The sequence below is a fragment of the Mycolicibacter sinensis genome (assembly GCF_001673565.1).
Taxonomy (GTDB): domain Bacteria; phylum Actinomycetota; class Actinomycetes; order Mycobacteriales; family Mycobacteriaceae; genus Mycobacterium; species Mycobacterium sinense_C.
Genome location: NZ_LZMF01000056.1, coordinates 1 through 21,223, shown reverse-complemented (window position 1 = coordinate 21,223; position 21,223 = coordinate 1). Strand labels below are relative to the sequence as shown.

Below are 21,223 nucleotides of genomic sequence, written 5' to 3'. Positions count from 1 at the left end.
CCGATGCGGGTAGTGCGACGGGCGTTGAGCTCGCAGCTGGCGCCCGGCTCGGCGTTGCTTGTGGCGACGGCCGCCGCACTGGTGTGGGCCAACTTCGCCGACCAGACGTACACCAGCTGGTGGGGGATGCAGTTCGGCTGGCCGCGGCTGGGCTTGCATATGGACGCCCGGCATTGGGTCAATGACGCGTTGATGACGGTGTTCTTCTTCGTCATTGGCCTCGAACTCAAACAGGAATTGACCCAGGGGGAGCTGGCCAATCCACGTCGCGCACTGGTTCCGGCGATCGCAGCGGTCGGCGGGGCAGTGGTGCCGGCAGGCATCTTCGTGGCGATCACCTGGGGAACTGATGCGTTGTCGGGCTGGGGTGTCCCGATGGCCACCGATCCGGCGTTTGCGGTCGGCATCTTGGCGTTGGTCGCCCCGAGCGCTCCAGCAGGACTACGGGCCATGTTGCTGGCGATCGCCACCGTGGACGATGTACTGGCGGTGTTGGTGATCGCGTTCGGCTACGCGCGCGGGCTTGCCTGGGGCTGGCTTGCCGCGGCGGTGGCTGCCGGTGCGCTCGTGGTCGTCATGCGCCGTCGCGGAGTGATCGCGATCTGGCCGTATCTGGTCGTCGGGGCCGCGATGTGGTTCGCCACCTTGCACAGCGGTGTGCACGCCACCATCGCCGGCGTGGTGCTCGCGCTGTTGACCCCGGTTGGCCCGGTAGCGGGCCGGCCGGTCCTCGCCGACCTGCTGCGGGTAGGTGGCCCGGTGAGCGCTTTTGTCGCGGTGCCGGTCTTTGCTCTCGCCAACGCCGGCCTCCCGCTGGGCATCTCGGCGCTGAGCCACGCCGCTCAGGCGCCGGTGTTCTGGGCGGTATTGGTGGCGCTGGTGGGTGGAAAGCTTCTCGGCGTCTCCGGCGCTATCGCGGTCGCCGTCGGCTGCAAATTCGGTCAGCTGCCCGCCGAGGTCCGCGCGGCACATGTGCTCGGATTGGGTTGCATCGCCGGCCTCGGCTTCACCGTCGCCTTGTTCGTCACCGACCTTGCCTACACCGACAGCAGCATGATCGAGCACGCCAAGATCGGCGTATTCGCAGCATCGCTGGTGGCCGCCGGGGCCGCCGCCGCTGTCCTGGCCGTCACCCGCCGGCGGACCGCTGCACATTAAGTTAATGTTCAGTTTTTCTCGACCGACTAGGTCGCGCTTCCGCAAAATGCCTGGTCGCACGTTGTATCGCTATGCGAGAAAACTAAATTTGACATAACAGAGTGTGATTGAAATCATCCAGTCGACAACGCTCCTGGATCAGCGGACGTGTGAGCGCGGCGAGGAAGTCTGGATGTTGGATGCAGTCGCAGCGCGCTCCGGGAGGCGCACCCCAGGTCTGTTAACCGCACTGGGCGCCGTCACACTAGTCGCCGGACTCACGGGTGCCCCGCAGCTGACGTCGCTGCCGGCGGCGCCCGCTCAAGCCGGCGTACAGCTGTCCGCCGGCACCGACTCACTCGCGGGGTCGAACGTCGCGCTGATCATGGGGCCCAGCATGATCCCGACGCCGAGCCAGCAGTACGCCGACACCGTGGATGCGCTGTTTCTGCAGCCGCGCGGCTTCGCCGGCGAACTCGAGGTGCTGACCACGCCCGCGTCGCCCTACAACCTGGACAGCTCGCTGGCCGAGGGCGCAAAGATCCTGGTCGAGCGGGTACAGAGCCTCCTCGACGGCGGGCAGGCTGACGCCGACCATCCGGTGACGGTCTTCGGCTACTCGCAAAGCGCCGCGCTGACGACGCTGGCGATGCAACAGCTCGACGAGGCGGGGGTGCCGAGCTCGGCCGTGCATTTCGTGTTGATCGGTGACTCGGCCTACCCCAACGGCGGGATGCTGGTGGGCTTCGCCAACATGCCTGGCATTTTCGACTCGCTGGAGCAAGGCGGGGTCACGTTAGGTCATCCGACGCCGAATGACTTGTACCCCACCGACATCTACACGCTGGAGTACGACGGCTACGCCGACTTCCCGCGCTACCCGATGAATCTGCTGTCCAGCATGAACGCCCTCATGGGCCTGGCCACCCAGCACATCGCGTACCTGGGCCTGACCCCCGAGCAGCTCGCGGAGGCGACGCTGCTGGAGTCCAGTCCGGACAGCCTGATCAACTCCTACATGATCACCAGCGAGTACCTGCCGCTGCTGTGGCCGCTGTTGTTCGTGCCGGTGGTCGGACAGCCGCTGTATGACCTGATGGAACCGACCATGCGGATCCTGGTGAATCTGGGCTACGGCAACATCGATCACGGCTGGAATGACGGCCCGCCCGATGTGCCGACGCCGGTGTCGGTGGACGGGCCGGATATGGACTGGGCCGAGGTCTCCGACGCGCTCGCCAGGGCCGCGCAGACCGGCTGGGACGCCTTCGTCGCCGACGTGATGGACCCGGCGACCTACGACATCTTCGCGATCCCGGCCCTGGTCGACAATCCCGCGCTGGCGGGCCTGTTGGACGCGGGATTCGCTGCGGGCGTCGGGGGCTCGGACGACCCGTCTGTGTCGGACCTGCTCGCCGGGTTGACGAACATGATGTGGTCCTCGCTGGTGGGTGGCCTGTTCGCGGTTCCGTCCTAGGGCATTGCGCCGGGCGTGCCGACGCATATCGCCGCCTGCGCCGAAGCACCGGGTCTCGGGCGGGTAAGTGTTGCGTAACGCTTCAGCAACACGAGTCACTTTCGTCCCAAAACAGTTATCGTTTCTCCAGGCGATCCCATGCAGGGCCGACCGCCGAGGCACCCAAAACGCCGGGGCCGGAACGTGATTCCCGGCTGCGCGGATCGCCTCCCGGGGCCTCCGGTGGTGTGATGAGGGGGACGGCGTGCGTCTTAGCGGCGAGGTGCGATGAGCCTGCTTTTGCCCGCGGCGCGGCCGCCGGCGCCGGCAGGTAGAACGCAGCGCAGCACCGCCGATGAACGTAACCGCGTGCTGCGCAAGGCAATATTGGCCTCCGCAGTCGGCAACGCCACCGAGTGGTATGACTACGGCGTCTATGCCGTCGTGGCGACCTACCTCACCGGGGCGTTCTTTCCAGGCACGCTGGGCAACGTCGGCACCATGCTCGGTTTCGCGGTGTCGTTTGTGCTGCGGCCGCTGGGAGGCATGATCTGGGGGCCGATCGGGGACCGGTTCGGGCGCAAGTCGGTGCTGGTCGCCACCATCGCGCTGATCGCGGTGGCCACCACTCTGATGGGTGTGTTGCCCACCTACGCCACGGCCGGCTGGTGGGCGCCCGGCCTGCTGATCGCGCTGCGGGTGGTGCAGGGCTTCTCCACTGGCGGCGAATACGGCGGTGCCGCAACATTTATGGCCGAAAGCGCACCCGACGCCAAACGCGGAACCTACGGCAGCTTCCTGGAGTTCGGCGCCGTGGCCGGGTTCGTGCTCGGCAGCGCCGTCGTACTCGCACTGGAGGCGATGCTCACCCACGAGCAGATGGCGGCCTGGGGGTGGCGGATCCCATTCCTGTTGGCCCTGCCGCTGGGCGTGGTGGGCCTGGCGTTGCGCACCCGCATGGAAGAGACGCCGGTGTTCACCGAATGCGTTGCTTGCGAGGAGATCACCGGATCGGCGTGGGACCGCCTGGTGGACTTGCTCACCAACTACACCCGGCCGATCGCGGTGACGTTCGCGTTGATCGTGGTGCTCAACATCATCGACTACACCCTGGTGACCTACCAGCCGACCTACCTGCACGCCACGGCCGGACTCGACGAGCGCAGCCGGACGACGGTGGTGCTGATCGGGGAGCTGGCGATGATGGCCTGCATCCCGTTCGCCGGCGCGTGGTCGGACCGGATCGGCCGCAAGCCGCTGTGGCGGATCTCGCTGCTGGGGTTCGCCGCGCTGGCGCTGCCGATGTACTGGCTGATGGGCCACGGCTTCGTGTGGGCGCTAGTGGGTTTCACGGTGCTCAGCGTGCTGTTCGCGGCGCCCCTGGCAACGGTGTCGGCGACGTTCCCGGCGCTGTTCCCCACCCAGGTGCGCTACGCCGGATTCGCGATCGCCGACAATGCGGCGGTGGCGGTGTTCGGCGGCACCGCGCCCGTGGTGGCCGACACCGTCATCGAGCGCACCGGGTGGCAATTGTTCCCGGCCGCTTACCTGGTGGCCGCCGCGCTGGTCGGCCTGGTGGCACTGCGGTTCTTGCCGGAGACCGTCGGTTACTCGCTGCGCGGTACCGGAATACCCGGTGTGCAGGGCGAGCTCGAGCGCGAGCTGGCGGCGCTGACTGCCGGCCCGCCGGCCGAGGCGCGCCGCAACGCGGCGTTCGAAGCGGAGTGGGCCGTCGACAAATACCTGCGGCCGCAGCAGCGCACGCCCGCCGGCTATCGCGGCGTCCCACAACTCGCCGGTGTGAGCGGCCCCCGGATCAGGGTCTGAGCGGGGTCTCACGCTCGTCACATTGGCTCAGCAGCCGGGCGACCGCGGCAGAGGCGTGAAATAGCCTGGCTTTCAGGCGCAGCAGTTGGGGTCCAGTGCGGTGCACAGTGCCTGCAGGGCCTCCGGGCGGACCCGGTGGAACACATTCATCCCGCGCCGCTCCGACACCACCAGGCCGGCCTTGCGCAGCTGGGTCAGGTGATGGCTGACGGTGGACTCGCTCAGATCCAGCACCGCAGCCAGGTCACCGGAAATCTCCTCACCGGCGGTCGAGCTGAACAGATGCGACACGATCTTGACCCGCGCCGGATCAGCTAACGCCTTGAGCCGCAACGCAACCTCCAGCGCGTCGGCATCGCTCATCGGCCCCGAGGCCACCGGGGCGCAACACACCGGGGCGGACATGTCGATCACCGGCAACGCTTTGGGCATGCCGCCATTCTGGCACACTATGTTGACATATGTCGAAAAGGTGGCATGCTGGGCCGCATCGGTTAGTTCGATATATGTCTCACAAGTCGGAGGTGTTTGCCATGTCCCGGGTCCAGCTCGCCCTCAACGTCGATGACCTCGATGCCGCGATTGCGTTCTACTCCGCGCTGTTCAATGTCGAGCCGGCCAAGGTCAAGCCCGGCTACGCAAACTTCGCGATCGCCGACCCGCCGCTGAAGCTGGTGCTACTGGAAAACCCAGGCCAGGGTGGCACGCTCAACCACCTCGGTGTGGAGGTGGCCTCCAGCGAGGTGGTGCACGCCGAGATTGCCCGGTTGAGTGAGGCGGGCGTGTTCACCGAGGAGGAGATCGGCACCACCTGTTGCTTCGCCACCCAGGACAAGGTCTGGGTCACCGGCCCCGGTAACGAGCGCTGGGAGGTGTACACCAAACTCGCCGACACCGAGACCTTCGGCGCGAGCCCGCAACACCCCGATAATGACGTCGACGGTCAGCAGGTGTGCTGCAGCAGCACCGCTGCCGCACCCGACGAGTCCGCGGCCGCCCCGGCCTCGTGCTGCTGACCCCACGACCGAACCCCACAGGCGGTGATGGATGACTGACAGCGCAACCGCGATCCACCCGGCGGCGACACGGCTTTCCACCCTGGACCGACTGCTGCCGCTCTGGATCGGACTGGCCATGGCCGCCGGCCTGACCTTGGGGCGCGTCATCCCCGGCCTGGGCAACGCGCTCAGCGCCGTGCAACTCGACGCGATCTCCCTGCCGATCGCGGCCGGACTGCTGATCATGATGTATCCGGTGCTGGCCAAGGTCCGCTACGACCGCCTCGACACCGTCACCTCCGATCGACGACTGCTGGTCAGTTCCCTGGTGCTCAACTGGGTGCTGGGCCCGGCGGTGATGTTCGCGCTGGCCTGGCTGCTGCTGGCCGATCTGCCCGAATACCGCACCGGCCTGATCGTGGTCGGGTTGGCGCGCTGCATCGCCATGGTCATCATCTGGAACGATCTGGCTTGCGGGGACCGCGAAGCCGCCGCCGTGCTGGTCGCATTGAACTCGATCTTCCAAGTCGTCATGTTCGCCGCACTCGGCTGGTTCTACCTGGCGGTATTGCCCGGTTGGCTCGGGTTGCCGCAAGCCAGCATTGAGGTGTCCCCGTGGCAGATCGCGAAATCTGTGGTGATCTTCCTGGGCATCCCGCTGGCCGCCGGATACCTATCTCGGCGTATCGGCGAACGCACGAAAGGCCGTGACTGGTATGAGACCCGGTTCCTGCCGCGCATCGGGCCGTGGGCGCTCTATGGGCTGCTGTTCACCATCGTGATCCTCTTTGCGTTGCAAGGCGATCAGGTCACCCACCAGCCCCTCGACGTGGCCCGTATCGCCGTGCCGCTGCTGGCCTACTTCGCGATCATGTGGGGCGGCGGCTACCTCCTCGGCGCCGCACTGGGTTTGGGGTACGCACGGACCACCACCCTGGCGTTCACCGCAGCCGGCAACAACTTCGAACTGGCCATCGCCGTGGCGATTGCCACCTGGGGCGCCACCAGCGGCCAAGCCCTCGCCGGGGTGGTCGGCCCCCTGATCGAAGTGCCCGTCCTCGTCGGCCTGGTCTACGCCTCCCTGGCGCTGCGGTCCAGCTTCACCCAATCCGAAACCGCGGCCGCGTGATGCCCACGGAACCCAGTGTGCTGTTCGTTTGCGTGCACAACGCCGGCCGCTCCCAAATGGCCGCCGCCCTCTTGACCCACCTGGCCGGTGGCCGCATCGAAGTCCGTTCGGCCGGGACCGAACCCGCCGACCAGGTCAACCCCGCCGCTAACTCCTGCCGCCCGAGGCTTCACGACCAGCACTGAGGTTGCGCACCACTGGTACCTCAGCCCCAGATCAGGGTCTGATCACCCGCATGCCATAGAGGTAGGTGGTCAGGTATTCCTCGATCACCGGGGCCCGGACCTCCTTGGCCTCGGGGATCGTGATGAGCAAGGCGTACAGTCCGACCAGAAACGAGATGCCGTTGTGCATGACGTCGACCTCGGCCGGGATCTCGCCGCGGTCGCGGGCCCGCTCCAGTTCCTCGATGACCGCCACGATCACCGGGTGCGTGGGCCACACCTCCGACGGCGGCCGGGTTGGCGAGAAGTGCAGCACCAGAAGCTCTTTGAACAAGTGACCGCCCAGGCGACGTTCTAGCTTCTCCAGTACCTGCACGATCTGCGCCAACGTGGCCCGCACATCATGCTCGCGGGCGAAAAAACGCGCCAGCTCGGCGGCCATCCGTTCTTCCTCGCGGCGCTCCAGCTCCAGCAGGACGTGTTCTTTGGTGGGGAAGTGGAAGAAGAACGTGCCGTGGGCCACGCCCGCCGCCGCGACGACGGCGCCGATGTCGGCGGCGGCCATGCCTGCGCGCTTGAACTCGGCGAGGGCCGCCCCCAGCAGCCGTTCGCGGGTCTGCAGACCTTTGCGGCTGCGGCTGTCGGGCTTGGGGTTGGGCACGGCGGGCTTTCTCCGGGTTCGGCGCACTGGTCTGGTCGAGTCTAAACCATCGCAAAACTGACTGTAATCAAAAAAATGCTTGGCATCGGTGATCGGGGCCGCTACGGTACGGTTGGCGTAATCACCGCCACAGCAAGGCGCTCAGCGGTGCCTTCGTGGCAGATCGGCGATCGGGAGCGATCGCCGGCGTGTTGACTCGAGTCATCTCGGAGGGGTTCGGTGCAGATTCTCCAGGAAGTTCAAGACCTGCCCAGTGCGGGCAACGTCAAAGCCCAGTGGGTCAGTTTGTGGACCGGGCCGGCGGTCGGTGCTGTGCTGGTGGTCGCGCTGCTGGCGTTCCCCGGTTTCTGGCCCCCGATGTCGCCCACCCTGACCGCCGAACAAGTCGCTCGCTACTACGCCGAGCACACCGACTGGATCCGGTTCAGTCAGATCACCTTCAACCTGTGCGGGATCATGCTGCTGCCGTTCTTCATGGTGATCGTGGTCCAGATGAAACGCATGAAGACCCAGAGTCACATCTTCGCCTACTGCTACCTGACCGCGATCGTCAGCGGTACCACCATCTTCGCGCTGTCGAACGTCTTCTTCCTGGTCGCGGCGTTTCGCCCGGACCGCAACCCGGAACTGACCCTGTTGCTCAACGACCTGGCCTGGATCGTGTTCATCGCACCCATCGGGATGGTGCTGGCACAGTTCCTGCTGCTGGCCGCCGCGGTCCATTTCGACGACGGACCCGACCCGGTCTTCCCGCGCTGGGTCGGGCCCTACTCGCTGGCCACCGGTGTGGCGATCACCCCGGCGGCAGGCGCGGCGGTCTGGCAGACCGGACCGCTGGCCTGGGATGGGCTGCTGTCGTTCTGGTTGCGCAACGGGGCGCTCGCGGCGTTCGTCGTGGTGATGTTCTTCGTGCTGCGTCGTGCGGTGCTGCGCCAGGCGGTGGCCGACGGAGTGGTGGCCGGGTGAACCTGCTGACCCCCGACCGGTACGTCACCACGACAGACGGCGTCCCGGCCGGCAAACCCGATGTGCGCTTTCTGACCTGGTTCTTCCCGGTCTGGTACACCGTCTTCGGCATCATCATCTGCGTCCTGACGCGGGTGACGCCGCCGCCGCGGCCGGACGTCACCACCGCCGGGAAGGTCGCGTTCTTCACCGAACATCACCTGACCATCCAGATCGGGTTCGTGCTCCTGCTGATCCTGCTCGGCGGTGCCCCGCTCACCAACGGCCTGGTCCTCTACCACATGAAACGGATGTCGGTGGGGTCGGTGTTCGGCTACGGCTACATCGGCGCCATGAGCGTCGGCGCCCTGCCGGGCTTCCTTCTGGTGGGCGTCTGCTACCTGACCGCGACATTTCGGCCCGACCGTGATCCGGAGCTCATCGGCTGGCTCTACGACCTGGGCAACCTGTCCTACAACGGGTCGCTGGGTTGCTTCACCACCGCCTACGTGGTGTTGGCCATCGCCGTCCTGTACGACAAGAACAACGTTTTCCCGAAATGGTTTGGCTACGTGACCGTTTGGCAGGTCATCACCGAGGTGATCGCCACGCAGTTCTTCCTGTTCTACTCCGGGCCGCTCGCCTGGAACGGGGTGCTCAGCCTCTGGTGGGCGGTCGTGGTGTTCTCGGTGTGGCTGGGTGCGCTGATCTTCGTGCTGCGGGCGGCCACCATCTGCGAGCCGGTCGACTCGCCAGGCCTGGACTGAAGCACCGGAAGGAATCCCATGCTGCAACGTGACGCTCCGACCACAACGGAAACCCGGGTGCCGGGCGACGGCCACATCTGGGTGATGGTGCTGGGCGATCTGCTCATCTTCACCGGCTACTTCATCATCTTCATCGTCTACCGGACCATGAATCCGGCCGACTTCCTTGCGGCCCAACAACATCTCAACGTCAACATCGGTGTGATCAACACGGTGGTGCTGCTGACCAGTTCCTGGTTCGTGGCCCGCAGTGTGCTGGCCGCCAGGGCCGGAAACCACCGCTCGGCGGTGCGGTTCGTCTATGCCGGGGCAGGCGGCGGGGTGTTGTTCATGGTGCTCAAGAGCTACGAATGGGCCGCCAAGATCAGCGCCGGGCACACCAACTCCGACTTGTTCTTCTCGTTCTACTACGTGATCACCGGTGTGCATCTGGTGCACGTGGTGATCGGACTGATCGCGCTCGGCGTGGTCGTCTGGGAGCTGAACAACCCAGGGCGGCGCCGACTCATGGTGGTCGAGTCGGCAGCGATCTACTGGCACATGGTCGATCTGTTGTGGGTCATCATCTTTGGCCTGCTCTACGTGATGAGGTGAGCATGACGGTCTTGGGCTACCGCCAACATTCAGAGGGCACCGAGCGGTCGTTGACCCGGGTCTGGCTCGTGCTGGTGGCGATCACCATCGGATCGTGGACCCTGGCGCCGGCGCACATCACCCATGTCGCGCAGGCCAGCGTGCCGGTCACCGCGCTGGTGCTGGCACTGACATTCGTCAAGTCACGCATGATCATCGGCCGCTTCATGGAAGTCCATACCGCGCCGCGCTGGCTCAGACGTGCCACCGACGGCTGGCTGGCCGCGTTGATCGGGGCGATCTTCGTGATCTACCTGTTCTGAGCCGCCAAGGGGTGGGGGTCAGGCCTTGATGCGGATCTCACCGGGTGACCACCAGCCGCTGCGGGTCGCGCTGCCCAGCTCCAGCTCGGCCGGCGAGGCCGGGGTGACCTCGTCGAACTTGCGCAGCGAGCCCCAGTCCCGGCCCCAGTCGTGGTTGAGATACGTGGCCATCACGTGCGCCCGCAGCAGCATGTCGGAGATCCCCAACAATCCGCCGTTGACCCCGTCCTGCCAGGTGTCGGTGTCCTGCTTCTTGGCGTTGTAGTCCGGGGTGATCCGGTACTTGGGCACCTCGGTGACACCGTTGGCGTGCAGCATCGGGTGCTGACACGGGAACGCCAGGCCCACCGCCCAGTCCAGCAGCACCGGCTGCTCGGAGCCGATGTACTCCTGAATGGTCTTGACCTCGGGCAGCCGCGGCGGGGTGAACGCGATCCAGTCCCGCGGGTTCAGCGACTTGTCCACGGCCACAATGCGAACCGCGACTGCGTCAGCGGGAATCTGCTCCCGCGGGTAGCGCAGGTTGCGCCACATCCGCGGCCACTCGCCGAACAGGTCGTAGGGCACCAGCCGTCCGCCGGGAACGACGGTGCCCTCCGGTCCGGGCAGCCCGTATTCCAGCTGCACGTCCTGGCCGGTGGTGTAGCCCTTGAGCACGCTGTTGCCCGCGATGGTGCCCGCCGCCGTCACCGCCAGCAGCGGGTGGGCGTCGTCGGCCGGGGGCAGGGCGTACCAGGCGGAGGTCAGCTTCGACTCCTGCTGGCCCTCGGTGCTGTAGCTGCCGGCCAACGGAATCCGCGCCGGATCCAGCCCGTAGGGCAGCGGCACGGTGGAACCGTTGATGCCGGGAGCCTTCAGCTTCTTGGGTGCATCCCAGTCGTAGTCGGTGCCCGGCTGGGTGATCGACATCCGCAGCGCCTCGGCCACCACCTTCTCCGGCACCCCGCTGGCGGTGAAGCCGACGGGGTCGGAGCCGCCGAGGGGACCGAGCTCGCCGTACATGCCCGGCAGCGGTGTCAGCGCGCCGTCATTGGCATCCGGTTCGACCAACACGTTGTCGGCCTGCCCGCAGCCGCCGACGAAGGCGCGCACGTTGGCCAGGCCGTTGGAGTAGCTGGGGTATTCGCGCACGATCCCGATCGCCATCGAAGCCACGAAAACGCACACCATGAAGCCGGCCGCCACCGGAACCGGGGCGGCGGTCAGCGCCCGCGCGAGCCGGCCCTCACCGCGGTCCCGCGGTGCGAAGTGCAGCCACGCCGCCCAGCCGGCGGCCACCGCGAACAACGCGAAGAAGATTGTGCTGACGGTGATCCCGCCGATCCGCGGCATGTCGGCGTTGAACGGCACGCCGTAGCTCGAGACGTACCACCAGCCGTTGGTGGTGGCGAAACACAGTGCCAGCACGAACAGCACCGCCGCCGCGAACGCCATCCGATTACGCGACCAGCGCACCACGTGCCGGGACACCAGCACCGTGGTCAGCGCGGCCATCGCTCCGGCCACCGCGGCGAACAGCCCGAAGTGGTGCACCCACTTGGTGGGGGCGAACATCAGGGAGAACATCGTCGCCAGGATGACGCCCATCAGCCGCCATACCGGGCCGCTGGCCACTCCGGCGATCCGCTTGCGGCGCAACATGATGAACATCGCGGTGAACAGGCACAGCGCGCAGATCAGGAAACCGAACCGCCGCGACAGCGAGCCGTCGACGGTGGGCAGGATCAGGTAGTAGTAGCGCAGGTTCTCGGTGTACCAGGCCTGGCTGGGCCCGATCGCGGTGCGAATCCTGGTGGCTTCCAACACCGCCCGTATCGTCTGGTCGGCGAAGACCACGGTCAGGATCACCGCGCCGGCGGCCAGCAACGGCGCAACCAGCGCCCAGGTGCCGTGAATGCGGTGACGACGCACCAGGATCCGCAGCAGCGGCCGGCCACCGGCCAACAGTGCGGCCACCGCGATCAGTCCGGTCGGCTGGATGCCCAGGGTGAACGCCGCGCAGATGATCGCCAGCGCGGCCGGGGTGAGCCGGCTGGAGATGATCGCGCGTTCCACCAGCACCCAGGTGATCAGCGCCCCGACCGCGATGATGCCCTCGGGCCGCAGGCCGTTGTTGAACGGCATCCATGCCGCCAGCAGCACCATCCCCGCCGCCCACAGCGCGGGCTTGCTGGCCGCCACCGCGGGGCCGAACCGCGGCAGCACCTCGCGGGACAGCAGCAGCCAGCACACCAGCCCGGCGACCAAGTCCGGCAGCCGGATCCAGATGCTGGCGTCGGAGACATGCGTCATCAGCGCCAGCAGGTTGTAGTACCAGCCGAACGGGTCTTCGGGGCTGCCGAACCAGCGGAAGTAGTTGCTCATGTAGCCGGCGTGGTCGGCCACCCGGGCCATGCCGAGGATGTAGCCGTCGTCAGAGGAGTTCGCGCCGATCACGTACCAGATTACGAACCCCAGCACCACGGCGACATCGGCCATGCTGAAGAACCGCCAGCGAGACGGGATCAGCCGGTGCATCCGCCGGCCGTCGAGCCGGTCCAGGCGCCACAGCGCCAGCACCGCGATCACGGTGGCCAGAATCGCCGCGTAGATCGCGACGCGTTTGAGCACGGTGGGCTTGGTGGAGAACCGGGTGTCGATGTCGGCGGTCAGCGAAAGGCCCTGCGGCGCCGGGCCGGCCAGGTCGGTGAACACCCCGACGATCTGCGGGCGCAGGTTCGGGTCGGCCCAGCCGTAGCGCTGGGTGACCCCGCCGATGGTGGCAAACGTTCCGGCGTGCGAGGAGGTGACCTCGATGTCGGTGCAGCCGGGGCCCTCCACCTTGGCCCGCGGCGCGGTGGCCAGCACCACATTGCGGTCGGTGACGTCGACCCGCTTCTCGGTGACGGTGATGAACAGCCCGTTGAGCGCGGCGTCTTTGCCCTTGGCCGGGGCGGTGGACAGCAGTGTGCCGCCCTCGGCCGGCAGTTCGCGCACCAGCGCGCACGGCGCCGTCACCGACATCGATACCGGGGTCTGCGAGATCAGCGGCGCGGTAACACTGTTCAGTTCGCCGTGCTGCGGCCAGTTCAGCGTCGCGGTGGTCTGCACCACCGGCAGCAGCGGGGTGGCCACCGACAGCAGGAAGCCGACCAGGCCGGCGATGATCGCCACCAGACGCGTGGTGCGGATACTCATGGCAGTGCTCGAATCGGTCCGGGCCGGCTCCAGCCGGTAACGGTCAGGGTGCCCTGGTCGATCGCGGCGTCGGGCGCGATCTTGGCCGGGACCAGCCGGTGATAGGCCTCCACCGCACCCCAGTCGCGATACCAGTCGTCGCGCAGGTAGGTCGGCACGGTGGTCGTCCACAGCATCGCCTGGGTGATCATGAACGGCCCGCCGTCCTCGGCGGACTGCCACAGGTTCGACGACGCCGCGGTCTGCTTGTGATCCGGCATGATCCGGTACGCCGGCAGCTCGGCGATGCCCAGCTGTTCGGCGAACGGCCGCTGGCAGGGGAAGTTCGCCGCCACCGCGATGTCCATCAGCACCGGGGTCTGCGATCCCATCAGCTCGGTGATGGTCTGCACCACCGGCACCCGCGGCGGGGTGAACGCGATCCACTGTTCGGTGGACAGGTTCGGGTCATTGGCGACGATCCGCACGGTGTCGGTGCCCGGCGGCGCCCAGGCCAGCGGGAAACGCAGGTTGCGCCAAGAGTTCTGCGGGCCGATGTCGATCGGCTCCACCTCACCGAGGCCCTTCACGGTGCCGTCCGGGGCGCTGGCGCCCCACTCCAGCTTGAGCGGCTGGCCGTAGTCGAGCTTGCCGTCCTCGCCGTGTGACCAGATGGCGCCCGCGGCGCTGACGACGACGATGGGCGCGCGTTCCTTCGCCGGCTCGGGCAGCCGGTACCAGACCGAGGTGGCGTGCGCGGCGACCTGTTCCTTGTAGGAGCCGAGCACCGGGGTGACGGCTGGGTCCAGGCCGAACGGCAGCGCCACCCGGGAACCGTTCACCCCGTCGGGGGCGCCGTCGGGTAGCTTGCCGCCGGCGGTACCCGCGGCGTCGCTCTGGTTGGCGCTGGGCTTGTTGGGTGAGGCGTCGGCGTTGGGCACGCCCGGCTTGGCGATCACCGCCAGCGAGGTGAGGTCGTCGTCGATGGCGTTGGGGTCGAAGCCGTACGGGTCGGCACCGCCGAGCGGGCCGAGCTCGCCGTATTTCTGGCCCGGGATCGGTTGCAGCAGACCGGCGTTGGTGTCGGGCTCGGCCAGCACGTCGTCGGCCATCCCGCAGGAGGACAGGCCGGACATGAGCGCGTCGGCGTTGGCCCGGGCGGTGGTGTAGGCCGGGTAGCGGCCCGCGGCGGCCTTGGCCATCGAGCCGACCATCAGCAGCACCATCAGGCTCGCGACCACCAGCAGCGGCGTTGAGGCCAGGATCCGGTTGCGCCGGTTCGGCGTGACCTCGGTGTGGCCGGCGTAGTCCAGCCGGAAGTGCTGCCAGCCGGCCAGCAACCCGGTGGCGATCGAGGCCGCCAGGAACATCGACGTCACCGGCCGGCTCGCGATCACCGGCGGGATGTCGAACCACGGCACGCCGTAGCCGCCGACGTAAAACCAGCCGTTGACCCCCGAGGTCGACACGGCCACCAGGAACAGCAGCGCGGTGACGTACAGGGTCATGTTGCGTCGGCTGTGCAGGCCGACCCGGGCGAAGGTGAACGCGGTGAGCGCGGCCAGCGCCCCGGCCAGACCGGCGAACCCGCCGAACTGCACCGCCCACTTGGTCGGGGTGAATGTCAGCAGCAACAGGCCCACCGCGGTCGAGCCGATCAGCCGCCAGGCCGGGCCGCTGGCCACCCCGGTGATCCGACCGCGCCGCAGCAGCACCACCAGCATGGCGAACATGCAGAACAACAGCACCAGCACGGCGAACCGGCGGGTCAGCGAGGCGTCGACGTTCTCCTCGACGGTCAGGAAGTAGTAGCGCAGGAATTCCTGGTACCAGGCGATGGTGGGGCCGACGACGTATTTGATCCGGGCCGATTCGGCGACCGCGGCCAGGGTCTGCGACCGGCAGGCCACCACGGCGATGGTCGAGGCGGCCGCGGCCAGCACCGCCAGCGGGGCGAGGAGTCCGTCGGTAAGGCGCCGGGTTCGGATGACGGCTTCGATCTTGCGGGAGCCGGTCAGCAGCGGGGCCAGCGCGATCAGCCCGTGCGGGGCCAGCGTGACGGTGAAGACGGCCACCACGATCGCCCACGCCGTCGGCACCAGCCGGCGGGTGGCGATGGTGCGCTCCACCAGCACCCAGACCACCAGGGTGCCCAGCGCGATCAGCGGCTCGGGGCGCAGGCCGTTGTTGAACGGCAACCAGGCCGCGGCGAACATCATCGCGGCGGTGAACACCGCGATCCGGTTGCCCGACAGCCGGCCCAGCCGGGGCAGGATCATCCGGCTGATGATCAGCCAGCACGCCATGCCGGCGGCGGTGGCCGGCAGGCGCATCCACACTCCGGCGGTGCTGACCGTGCTCAACTGGCCCAGCAGGGCGGGATACCAGTCGAACGGGGCCTCGCTGGCGCCGAAGAACCGGTAGTAGTTGGCGACGTATCCAGCGTGCGCGACGTTGCGCGCCATCGTCAGGTTGTAGCCGTCATCGCTGGAGATCGCGCCGATGACGTGCCACAGCGCCAGGATGCCCAGCACGCCGACGTCGGCCAGCCAGGTGATCGGGTTGGCCTTGAGCCAGTGCCGCCAGCTGCGCGGGGTGCGGTGGGTCTGGCGGCGATCCAGTATCGCCAGGGCCGCAATCGATGCCAGCACCGCGATGATCCCGAGCGCCATCACCGCGGCCTTGAGCGTGGTGGGGTTGGTGATGAAGCGGGTGTCGACGGTGATGTGCGCGCTCAAGCCGGGCTGCGGGCCGATCTTCAGTTCGGTGAAGATGCCGCCGATCTGCGGCTTGTTCTCCGGAGGCAGGCTGCCGGCCGCGCCCGGGATGCCGACGAACTCCGCGCCGACCTCACCGGCGTTGGCCCACAGGCGCAGTTGGCTGCAGTCGCCGAGCTTGTCCCGGGGGGCGGCCGCGGCCACCTGGTCGCGGTAGGCGGCGAACACGGCGGTCTTGTTGGCCCGCACGAACAGGCCATGCGCGGTGGCGTCGACGCCGCCAGCCGGCACGGTGGACAGCACCAGCCCGCCCTTTTCCGGCAGGGCGGACATTGCCTCGCAGGGGATGGTGATGTCCAGGCCCTTGGGGGCGCCGGAGACCAGGGGGGCGGTGACGTCGGTGATATGGCCGTCGGCGTTTGTGCCCTGCGGCCAGGCGATGGTGGCGGTGGTCTGCTTGACCGGGAGCAGCGGGGTGATGCCGCACAGCAATACGCCGGTGATTCCGGCGACCACCGCGATCAGCCGGGCGAGCCGATAATTGGGCCGGTCGTGGGGGGAGGACACGAGCCTCGATGCTATGCGACGGGATAGGCGACGCCGGGACCCCGTCCGGCCCGTCCCGTTTGAGGCCCTTCCGCTGCCTGCCGCGGCCGGGAGATATGTGGTTGTTGCCCGCCTTTGAGCGACAACGTGCCTTATGTCAGGTCAACTTGGGGGATCCTCGCCCGCCGCTCGGGCACGTAGCGCCATCACCCGCTTATGGATCCGGTACTCGGTGCTGCGTGGCATTGCTGCTGGCCGGTAGCAGCCTCGGCCGGCCCGGAACACCCGGCCGTGTTCCCGCTCCCAGCGCAGCGCATCGGAGATTGCCTTCGACGGCCGGCCGGCGACAGTGAAGCCGCGGGAGTCCAGTTCGGCGGCCAGTTCGGTGATGCTGCACCGGCCGTGGTGGAGCAGGTAGTGGGTCAATACGTAGCGCAGTTCGATACCGCGCAGTGTTATCGCGTTCGTCATGACCGGACCGTGCCATCGCGCACTGACATAACGCACGTTGTCGCTCAGAGGCGGGCAACTATCCATATGGTCCGGAGCCGCGAAGGTGGCATCGCGGGCGGAGCCGCGAAGGTGACTCGGCGCGGCCGGGGAATCAGTGGAACGGCGCGGCCGGAAATCAGTGCCGCAGCGGCGCGGGGCTCCACAGCCCGGACCGGACCGCGGTGCCCAGATCCAGCTCCGCCGGCGTCGCCGCCGGGTAGTACGGCGTCAGCTGCTGCAGGGCACCCCAGTCGCGGAACCAGTCGTCGGCCAGATAGCTGGGCACCGTGGTCGCGCGCACCAGCAGCTCGGTGATGCCCAGCGGGCCGCCGCCGTTGTTATCCATCACCGGCGAGTTCGCCTCGGCGCCGAACCGGTCCGGCAGGATCCGCCACTTGGGCACCTCGGTCACCCCGTTCTGGTGGCCGAACGGGCGCTGACACGGGAACGCCAAACCGACCAGCCAGTCCAGCAGCACCGGATCCGACGACCCGACCACCTCCTGCAGGCTGCTCAACTGCGGGACGCGCGGCGGCGTCACCGCGATCCAGTGCTGCGGCGCCAGGTCGTTGTCGCGCACCACCAGGCGCACCACGGTGGCCTCGGCCGGGATCGCCGACATCGGCGCGCGCAGGTTGCGCCACGCCGGCACCGCCCCGATGTCACCGAAGTCGATGCTGCCGCCGGGCTTGTCGGCCGCGGCGCCGGCGTCGGTGGCCCACTGCGCGGTGACCTCGCCGCGGTCGAAGCGGCCCGCGGCCGCCACCACCAAAAGCGGCCCGGCGCCGGCCCGGTCGGCGGGCAGCCGGTACCACGCCGAGCGCAGCTGGGCGGGCACCTGAACACCGGGGCGCCAACTGCCCAGCACCGGCACCCGGGCCGGGTCGAGCTTGTAGGGCAGCCGGGCCCGGGAGCCGTTGATGCCCTCGCGCGCTGTGGTGCCGCCCTCGGTGCCGGCCTCACCGCCGGACTCGCTACCGGACTCACCGCCGGTCTGGGCATCGTCGTCGGCCAGCCTGCCCAGCCCGGGCGGGCCGATCACCTGGTCGGCGGAGACGTCGGTGGGAATCCCGTTGGGGGTGAAGCCCGTCGAGAACGTCGCGCCCAGCGCCTCGGCGACCGGCACCCCACCCGGTTCCAAGACCGGCGCCAGCATCCCGGCGTTGGGATCCTGCTCGACCAGCACGTCATCGGCCAGCCCACACGTCTTGCCGGCTAACGCGGCCAGGTTGGACCGGCCCACCGTCCACGCCGGGTACTGGCCGAGCATCGACACCGTCAGCGACACCACCTGGAAGACGACCAGCACCCAGCAGGCGATCGCCAGCGGGTAGCCGGACAGCGCCGTGAAGCGCGGTGGCCGGTCTTCGCCGTTGACGAAGTGGAACCAGGCCGCCACCAGCAGCGCCAGCACCGTCAGCCCGACCCCCATGGTGGCGAATGCCAGATGCCATTTGGGGAAGGCGTTGGACCATGGCACCCCGAAGTTCGAGACGTACCACCAGCCGTTGACGCTGGCGAACGACAGTGCGGTGATGAACAGCACCAGCGCGGTGAACAGCGTCCGGTTGCGCCGGGAGTGCATCGCCGCGGCGCCGACCGCGACGGCGGCCAGCGCGCCCAGGGATCCGGCCAGCCCAGCGAACACTCCGAAGTGATGCGTCCACTTGGTGGGGGTGAACATCATCGCGATGAACGAGATGATGGTGATCCCGATGATGCGCCGGCTCGGCCCGGCCGCGGTGCCGGGAATCCGGCCCTTGCGCAACGCCATTGCCACGCTCACCACCAGCGCGACACCGAGCGCCAGCACCGGGAACCGCCGCGCCACCGAACCGTCCGGGGTGGCCAGGAACAGCCGCTCGTAGCGGACGTGCTCCTCGAACCAGGCCAGGCTGGGCCCGACCGCGGACTTCAGTGTGCTGGCCTCGATCTCGCCGGCCAGGGTCTGGTCGCGGAAGATCACGATGGCGGTGATGCTGACCGCGGCCGCGATCGGCGCCAGCAGCGGCAGCAGCCCGAACTGCGCGGAGCGCCGGTGCAAGATGGTGCGCAGCGGCCCGATCGCCACCAGCAGCGCACCGATGGAGGCGATGCCCGTCGGCCCGGAGAACAACGTCATCGCGCCGATGATGCAGGCGATCGCCAGCGGCAACAGCCGGCTGGTGGCCACCGCCCGTTCCACCGAGCACCAGGTCGCCAGGATGCCCAGCGCGATGATGGGCTCGGGGCGCAGCCCGTTGTTCAGCGGCAGCCAGAACGCCAGGAACATCCCGGCCGCGGTCCAGGCCGCCGCGGTGCTGTGCTTGACGGCATGCCCCAGCCGGGGCAGCACTTCGCGGCTGATCAGCCACCAGCAGGCCAGCGCCATGCCCAGGGTGGGCAGTCGCATCCAGATGCTGGTGGTGGAGACGTGCGACCACAGCGCCAGCAGGTCGTAGTACCAGCCGAACGGCGCCTCCGGAGTGCCGAACCAGCGGTAGAAGTTGGCCATGTAGCCGGCGTTCTCCGACACCCGCGCCATGGTCAGGATGTAGCCGTCGTCGGAAGTGTTGGCGCCCACGAAATGCCACCACAGCAGCACCAGCGCCACCAATGCGTCCAGCGGCGACATCGACCACCAGCGCGCGGGCAGGAAACGGCGATGCCGGTGGCCGTCGGCGGTGTCCAGGATGTGCAGGGCGATCAGCGCGATGACCGTCAGCGCCACCCCGAGGATCATCGCGGCCAGCTTGAGCGGCGTGGGGGCGCTGGAGAAGCGGGTGTCGACGGTGGCGGAGAAGGCCAGTCCGTCCGGGGCCGGCCCGTCGAGGTCGGTGTAGACGCCGACGATCTGCGGCCGGAAGTCATAGCCGCTGCGGGTGCCGGTCAGCGGCGAGCCGGGGTGCTCGGCGTTGGGCCCGTATTTGAGGCCGACGAATTCGGCGGTGACGCGGTCGGCGTGCGCGGTGAACGTCAGCTCCCGGCAGTCCGGGCCGAGCACCTGCGACAGCGGCGCCACCACCACCGGCACGTTGCGCACCACCAGGACCAGGTCGTCGTTGACGCGTTCGATGAGCAGTCCGCGGTCGACGGCCTTGGGCGCCTGCTTGGGCACCGTGGACAGCAGCACCGTCTTGGTCTTGGTGAGCCCGGCCGCGGCCTGGCACGGCACGGCGATGTCCAGATCGGTGGCCACGTAGCCGATCAGCGGGGCTTGCACGCTGGTCAGCGCGCCGTTTTGCGGCCAGTTCAGCTCGGCGGTGGTCTGCTTGACCGGCAACAGCGGAGTAAGGATCGCCAGCAAGGTGCCCAGTACGCCGGCGACGACGGCGACGGCCCGAGCGATCCGGAAGTCGGCGCGCGTATCGGTCACGGACCTAGATGCTATCGGGGCGCTCGGCGGCGGCGCTTGGCGTGTCTGCCGGGCAGACTTGCCCTGTGGAGACGCTCGAGTACGCCCCCGGCCGGCGGGCCGATGTGTTCGGTGCGGGTTCGCCGCGGACCGCCCTGCTGTGGCACGGCAAGCAGCCCGACGCCCGCACGGCGGTCCGGCCGCTGGCCGAGCGGGTGGCCGCACACGGGCTGCAGGTGGTGGTGACCGACTGGAATTCCCACCACGACGACGGCGGGCGCGCCGATCTGCTGGGGTCGCTGCGGTTCGCCCGCGACCGGGCTGCCGATCCCGACGGCCTGGTCCTGGTGGGCTGGTCGATGGGTGGCGCCGCGGCGGCCGGACTGGCGATCCAGGCCGGCCGGCACGACGTCGGCTTCTCCCATGTGGTGTGCCTGGCCGGGGCGTTCATGGTTGCCGACCCGATCAGCGGCCAGCAGCCGGCCACCGGGCTGCCGGGCGAACGGCGCTGCCCGATCACGTTGCTGCACGGCACCTTCGACGACGTCGTTCCGGTGACGGCCAGCCGCGAGTTCGCCGCCGCCCTGGCCCACCACCACTGGCCGGTGGAGCTGGCTGAGCTGCCTGCTGATCACGGGTCGATCGCCGGAGCCGTCTACGACGCCGCGACCGACAGCTATGCGGCCGCCACCGACCGCCACACGCTGGCGCTCGCCGCCGAGGTGGCCGAGCGGATCAGCGCCGCACCGCCAGCACGAACGGGCCGATCTTCTCCACGCTGAACGCCGGCCCGTCGAACAGTGCGGCGTCCAAGTCGACGGTGTAGCGGCGCACGTTGGGGTGGTTGGGGTAGACGTCTTTGGCCAGCCGCAGCGTGTAGGTGTCCCCGGAACCCGGGCGCATCAGAAACACCGTCGGCGCCGGCCACGGCAGGTCGTCGAGCGCGCGGGTGAACTGGTCGGCGGTCTCCAGTTTGGACCAGGCCTCGATGGCGGCGG

General features: G+C 68.5%; 16 protein-coding genes and 1 pseudogene. 10 read left to right on the top strand and 7 right to left on the bottom strand.

The window, feature by feature from the left end; translation table 11 throughout:
• Positions 1 to 3 precede the first annotated feature (3 nt).
• The 3 genes from nhaA (at position 4) to A5648_RS08635 (ending at position 4,420) form a co-directional block, all read left to right on the top strand.
• Positions 4 to 1,158, top strand: coding sequence for a Na+/H+ antiporter NhaA (nhaA, locus tag A5648_RS08645; RefSeq protein ID WP_082966389.1), 1,155 nt, complete (start codon positions 4 to 6; stop codon positions 1,156 to 1,158).
• A gap of 172 nt (positions 1,159 to 1,330) precedes the next feature.
• Positions 1,331 to 2,614: a PE-PPE domain-containing protein gene (locus tag A5648_RS08640; protein ID WP_065024146.1), complete on the top strand. Its 1,284-nt coding sequence runs from the start codon at positions 1,331 to 1,333 to the stop codon at positions 2,612 to 2,614.
• A 267-nt stretch (positions 2,615 to 2,881) separates the two neighbouring features.
• A complete protein-coding gene (locus A5648_RS08635; protein ID WP_065024139.1) occupies positions 2,882 to 4,420 on the top strand; it encodes an MFS transporter in 1,539 nt (512 codons plus the stop codon).
• A gap of 72 nt (positions 4,421 to 4,492) precedes the next feature.
• Here A5648_RS08635 and A5648_RS08630 read toward each other — a convergent pair whose 3' ends face one another.
• Positions 4,493 to 4,852, bottom strand: coding sequence for an Rv2640c family ArsR-like transcriptional regulator (locus tag A5648_RS08630; RefSeq protein ID WP_065024138.1), 360 nt, complete (start codon positions 4,850 to 4,852; stop codon positions 4,493 to 4,495).
• Between the two features lie 101 nt (positions 4,853 to 4,953).
• Here A5648_RS08630 and A5648_RS08625 point away from each other — a divergent pair, with 101 nt between their 5' ends.
• Together A5648_RS08625 and arsB are read left to right on the top strand one after the other, a co-directional pair.
• Positions 4,954 to 5,436: an ArsI/CadI family heavy metal resistance metalloenzyme gene (locus A5648_RS08625; protein ID WP_065024145.1), complete on the top strand. Its 483-nt coding sequence runs from the start codon at positions 4,954 to 4,956 to the stop codon at positions 5,434 to 5,436.
• A 31-nt stretch (positions 5,437 to 5,467) separates the two neighbouring features.
• Positions 5,468 to 6,696 (top strand): annotated as a pseudogene (arsB, locus tag A5648_RS08620) (ACR3 family arsenite efflux transporter); the annotation flags it as partial.
• Between the two features lie 67 nt (positions 6,697 to 6,763).
• Here the strand turns inward: arsB and A5648_RS08610 are convergent.
• On the bottom strand, positions 6,764 to 7,372 hold the full coding sequence (locus A5648_RS08610; protein WP_065024136.1) for a TetR family transcriptional regulator: 609 nt from the start codon (positions 7,370 to 7,372) through the stop codon (positions 6,764 to 6,766).
• Between the two features lie 219 nt (positions 7,373 to 7,591).
• On the opposite strand from A5648_RS08610, the gene A5648_RS08605 reads away from it, so the two are divergent.
• Genes A5648_RS08605 through A5648_RS08590 form a run of 4 tightly spaced genes read left to right on the top strand, consistent with a single transcriptional unit; the run spans position 7,592 to position 9,980 of the window.
• Positions 7,592 to 8,338, top strand: a complete 747-nt coding sequence (locus A5648_RS08605; protein WP_065024135.1) for a hypothetical protein — start codon at positions 7,592 to 7,594, stop codon at positions 8,336 to 8,338.
• Entirely contained in the window at positions 8,335 to 9,084 is a 750-nt protein-coding gene (locus tag A5648_RS08600) for a hypothetical protein (RefSeq protein ID WP_065024134.1), read from the top strand. The genes A5648_RS08605 and A5648_RS08600 overlap by 4 nt, the downstream gene beginning before the upstream one ends.
• An 18-nt stretch (positions 9,085 to 9,102) precedes the next feature.
• On the top strand, positions 9,103 to 9,678 hold the full coding sequence (locus A5648_RS08595; protein ID WP_065024133.1) for a cytochrome c oxidase subunit 3 family protein: 576 nt from the start codon (positions 9,103 to 9,105) through the stop codon (positions 9,676 to 9,678).
• A 2-nt stretch (positions 9,679 to 9,680) separates the two neighbouring features.
• The gene (locus tag A5648_RS08590) at positions 9,681 to 9,980 is read left to right on the top strand and encodes a cytochrome C oxidase subunit IV family protein (protein ID WP_065024132.1); all 300 of its coding nucleotides are present in this window, start codon (positions 9,681 to 9,683) and stop codon (positions 9,978 to 9,980) included.
• An 18-nt stretch (positions 9,981 to 9,998) separates the two neighbouring features.
• Here the strand turns inward: A5648_RS08590 and A5648_RS08585 are convergent, their stop codons facing one another.
• The 4 genes from A5648_RS08585 to A5648_RS08570 form a co-directional block, all read right to left on the bottom strand.
• Complete coding sequence (locus A5648_RS08585; protein WP_065024131.1) at positions 9,999 to 13,157, bottom strand: arabinosyltransferase domain-containing protein; 3,159 nt, start codon at positions 13,155 to 13,157, stop codon at positions 9,999 to 10,001.
• The gene (locus A5648_RS08580; RefSeq protein WP_065024130.1) at positions 13,154 to 16,420 is read right to left on the bottom strand and encodes an arabinosyltransferase domain-containing protein; all 3,267 of its coding nucleotides are present in this window, start codon (positions 16,418 to 16,420) and stop codon (positions 13,154 to 13,156) included. Before A5648_RS08580 ends, A5648_RS08585 begins: the two co-directional genes overlap by 4 nt.
• Before the next feature lie 141 nt (positions 16,421 to 16,561).
• Positions 16,562 to 16,870: a hypothetical protein gene (locus A5648_RS08575; protein ID WP_065024129.1), complete on the bottom strand. Its 309-nt coding sequence runs from the start codon at positions 16,868 to 16,870 to the stop codon at positions 16,562 to 16,564.
• 157 nt (positions 16,871 to 17,027) lie between these two features.
• Positions 17,028 to 20,261, bottom strand: a complete 3,234-nt coding sequence (locus A5648_RS08570) for an arabinosyltransferase domain-containing protein (protein ID WP_109470731.1) — start codon at positions 20,259 to 20,261, stop codon at positions 17,028 to 17,030.
• A 50-nt stretch (positions 20,262 to 20,311) separates the two neighbouring features.
• On the opposite strand from A5648_RS08570, the gene A5648_RS08565 reads away from it, so the two are divergent.
• Positions 20,312 to 21,007, top strand: coding sequence for an alpha/beta hydrolase family protein (locus A5648_RS08565; RefSeq protein ID WP_065024127.1), 696 nt, complete (start codon positions 20,312 to 20,314; stop codon positions 21,005 to 21,007).
• Here A5648_RS08565 and A5648_RS08560 read toward each other — a convergent pair.
• A partial coding sequence (locus A5648_RS08560; RefSeq protein WP_165607308.1) for an arabinofuranosyltransferase occupies positions 20,961 to 21,223 on the bottom strand: 263 nt, incomplete at its 5' end. The genes A5648_RS08565 and A5648_RS08560 overlap by 47 nt on opposite strands.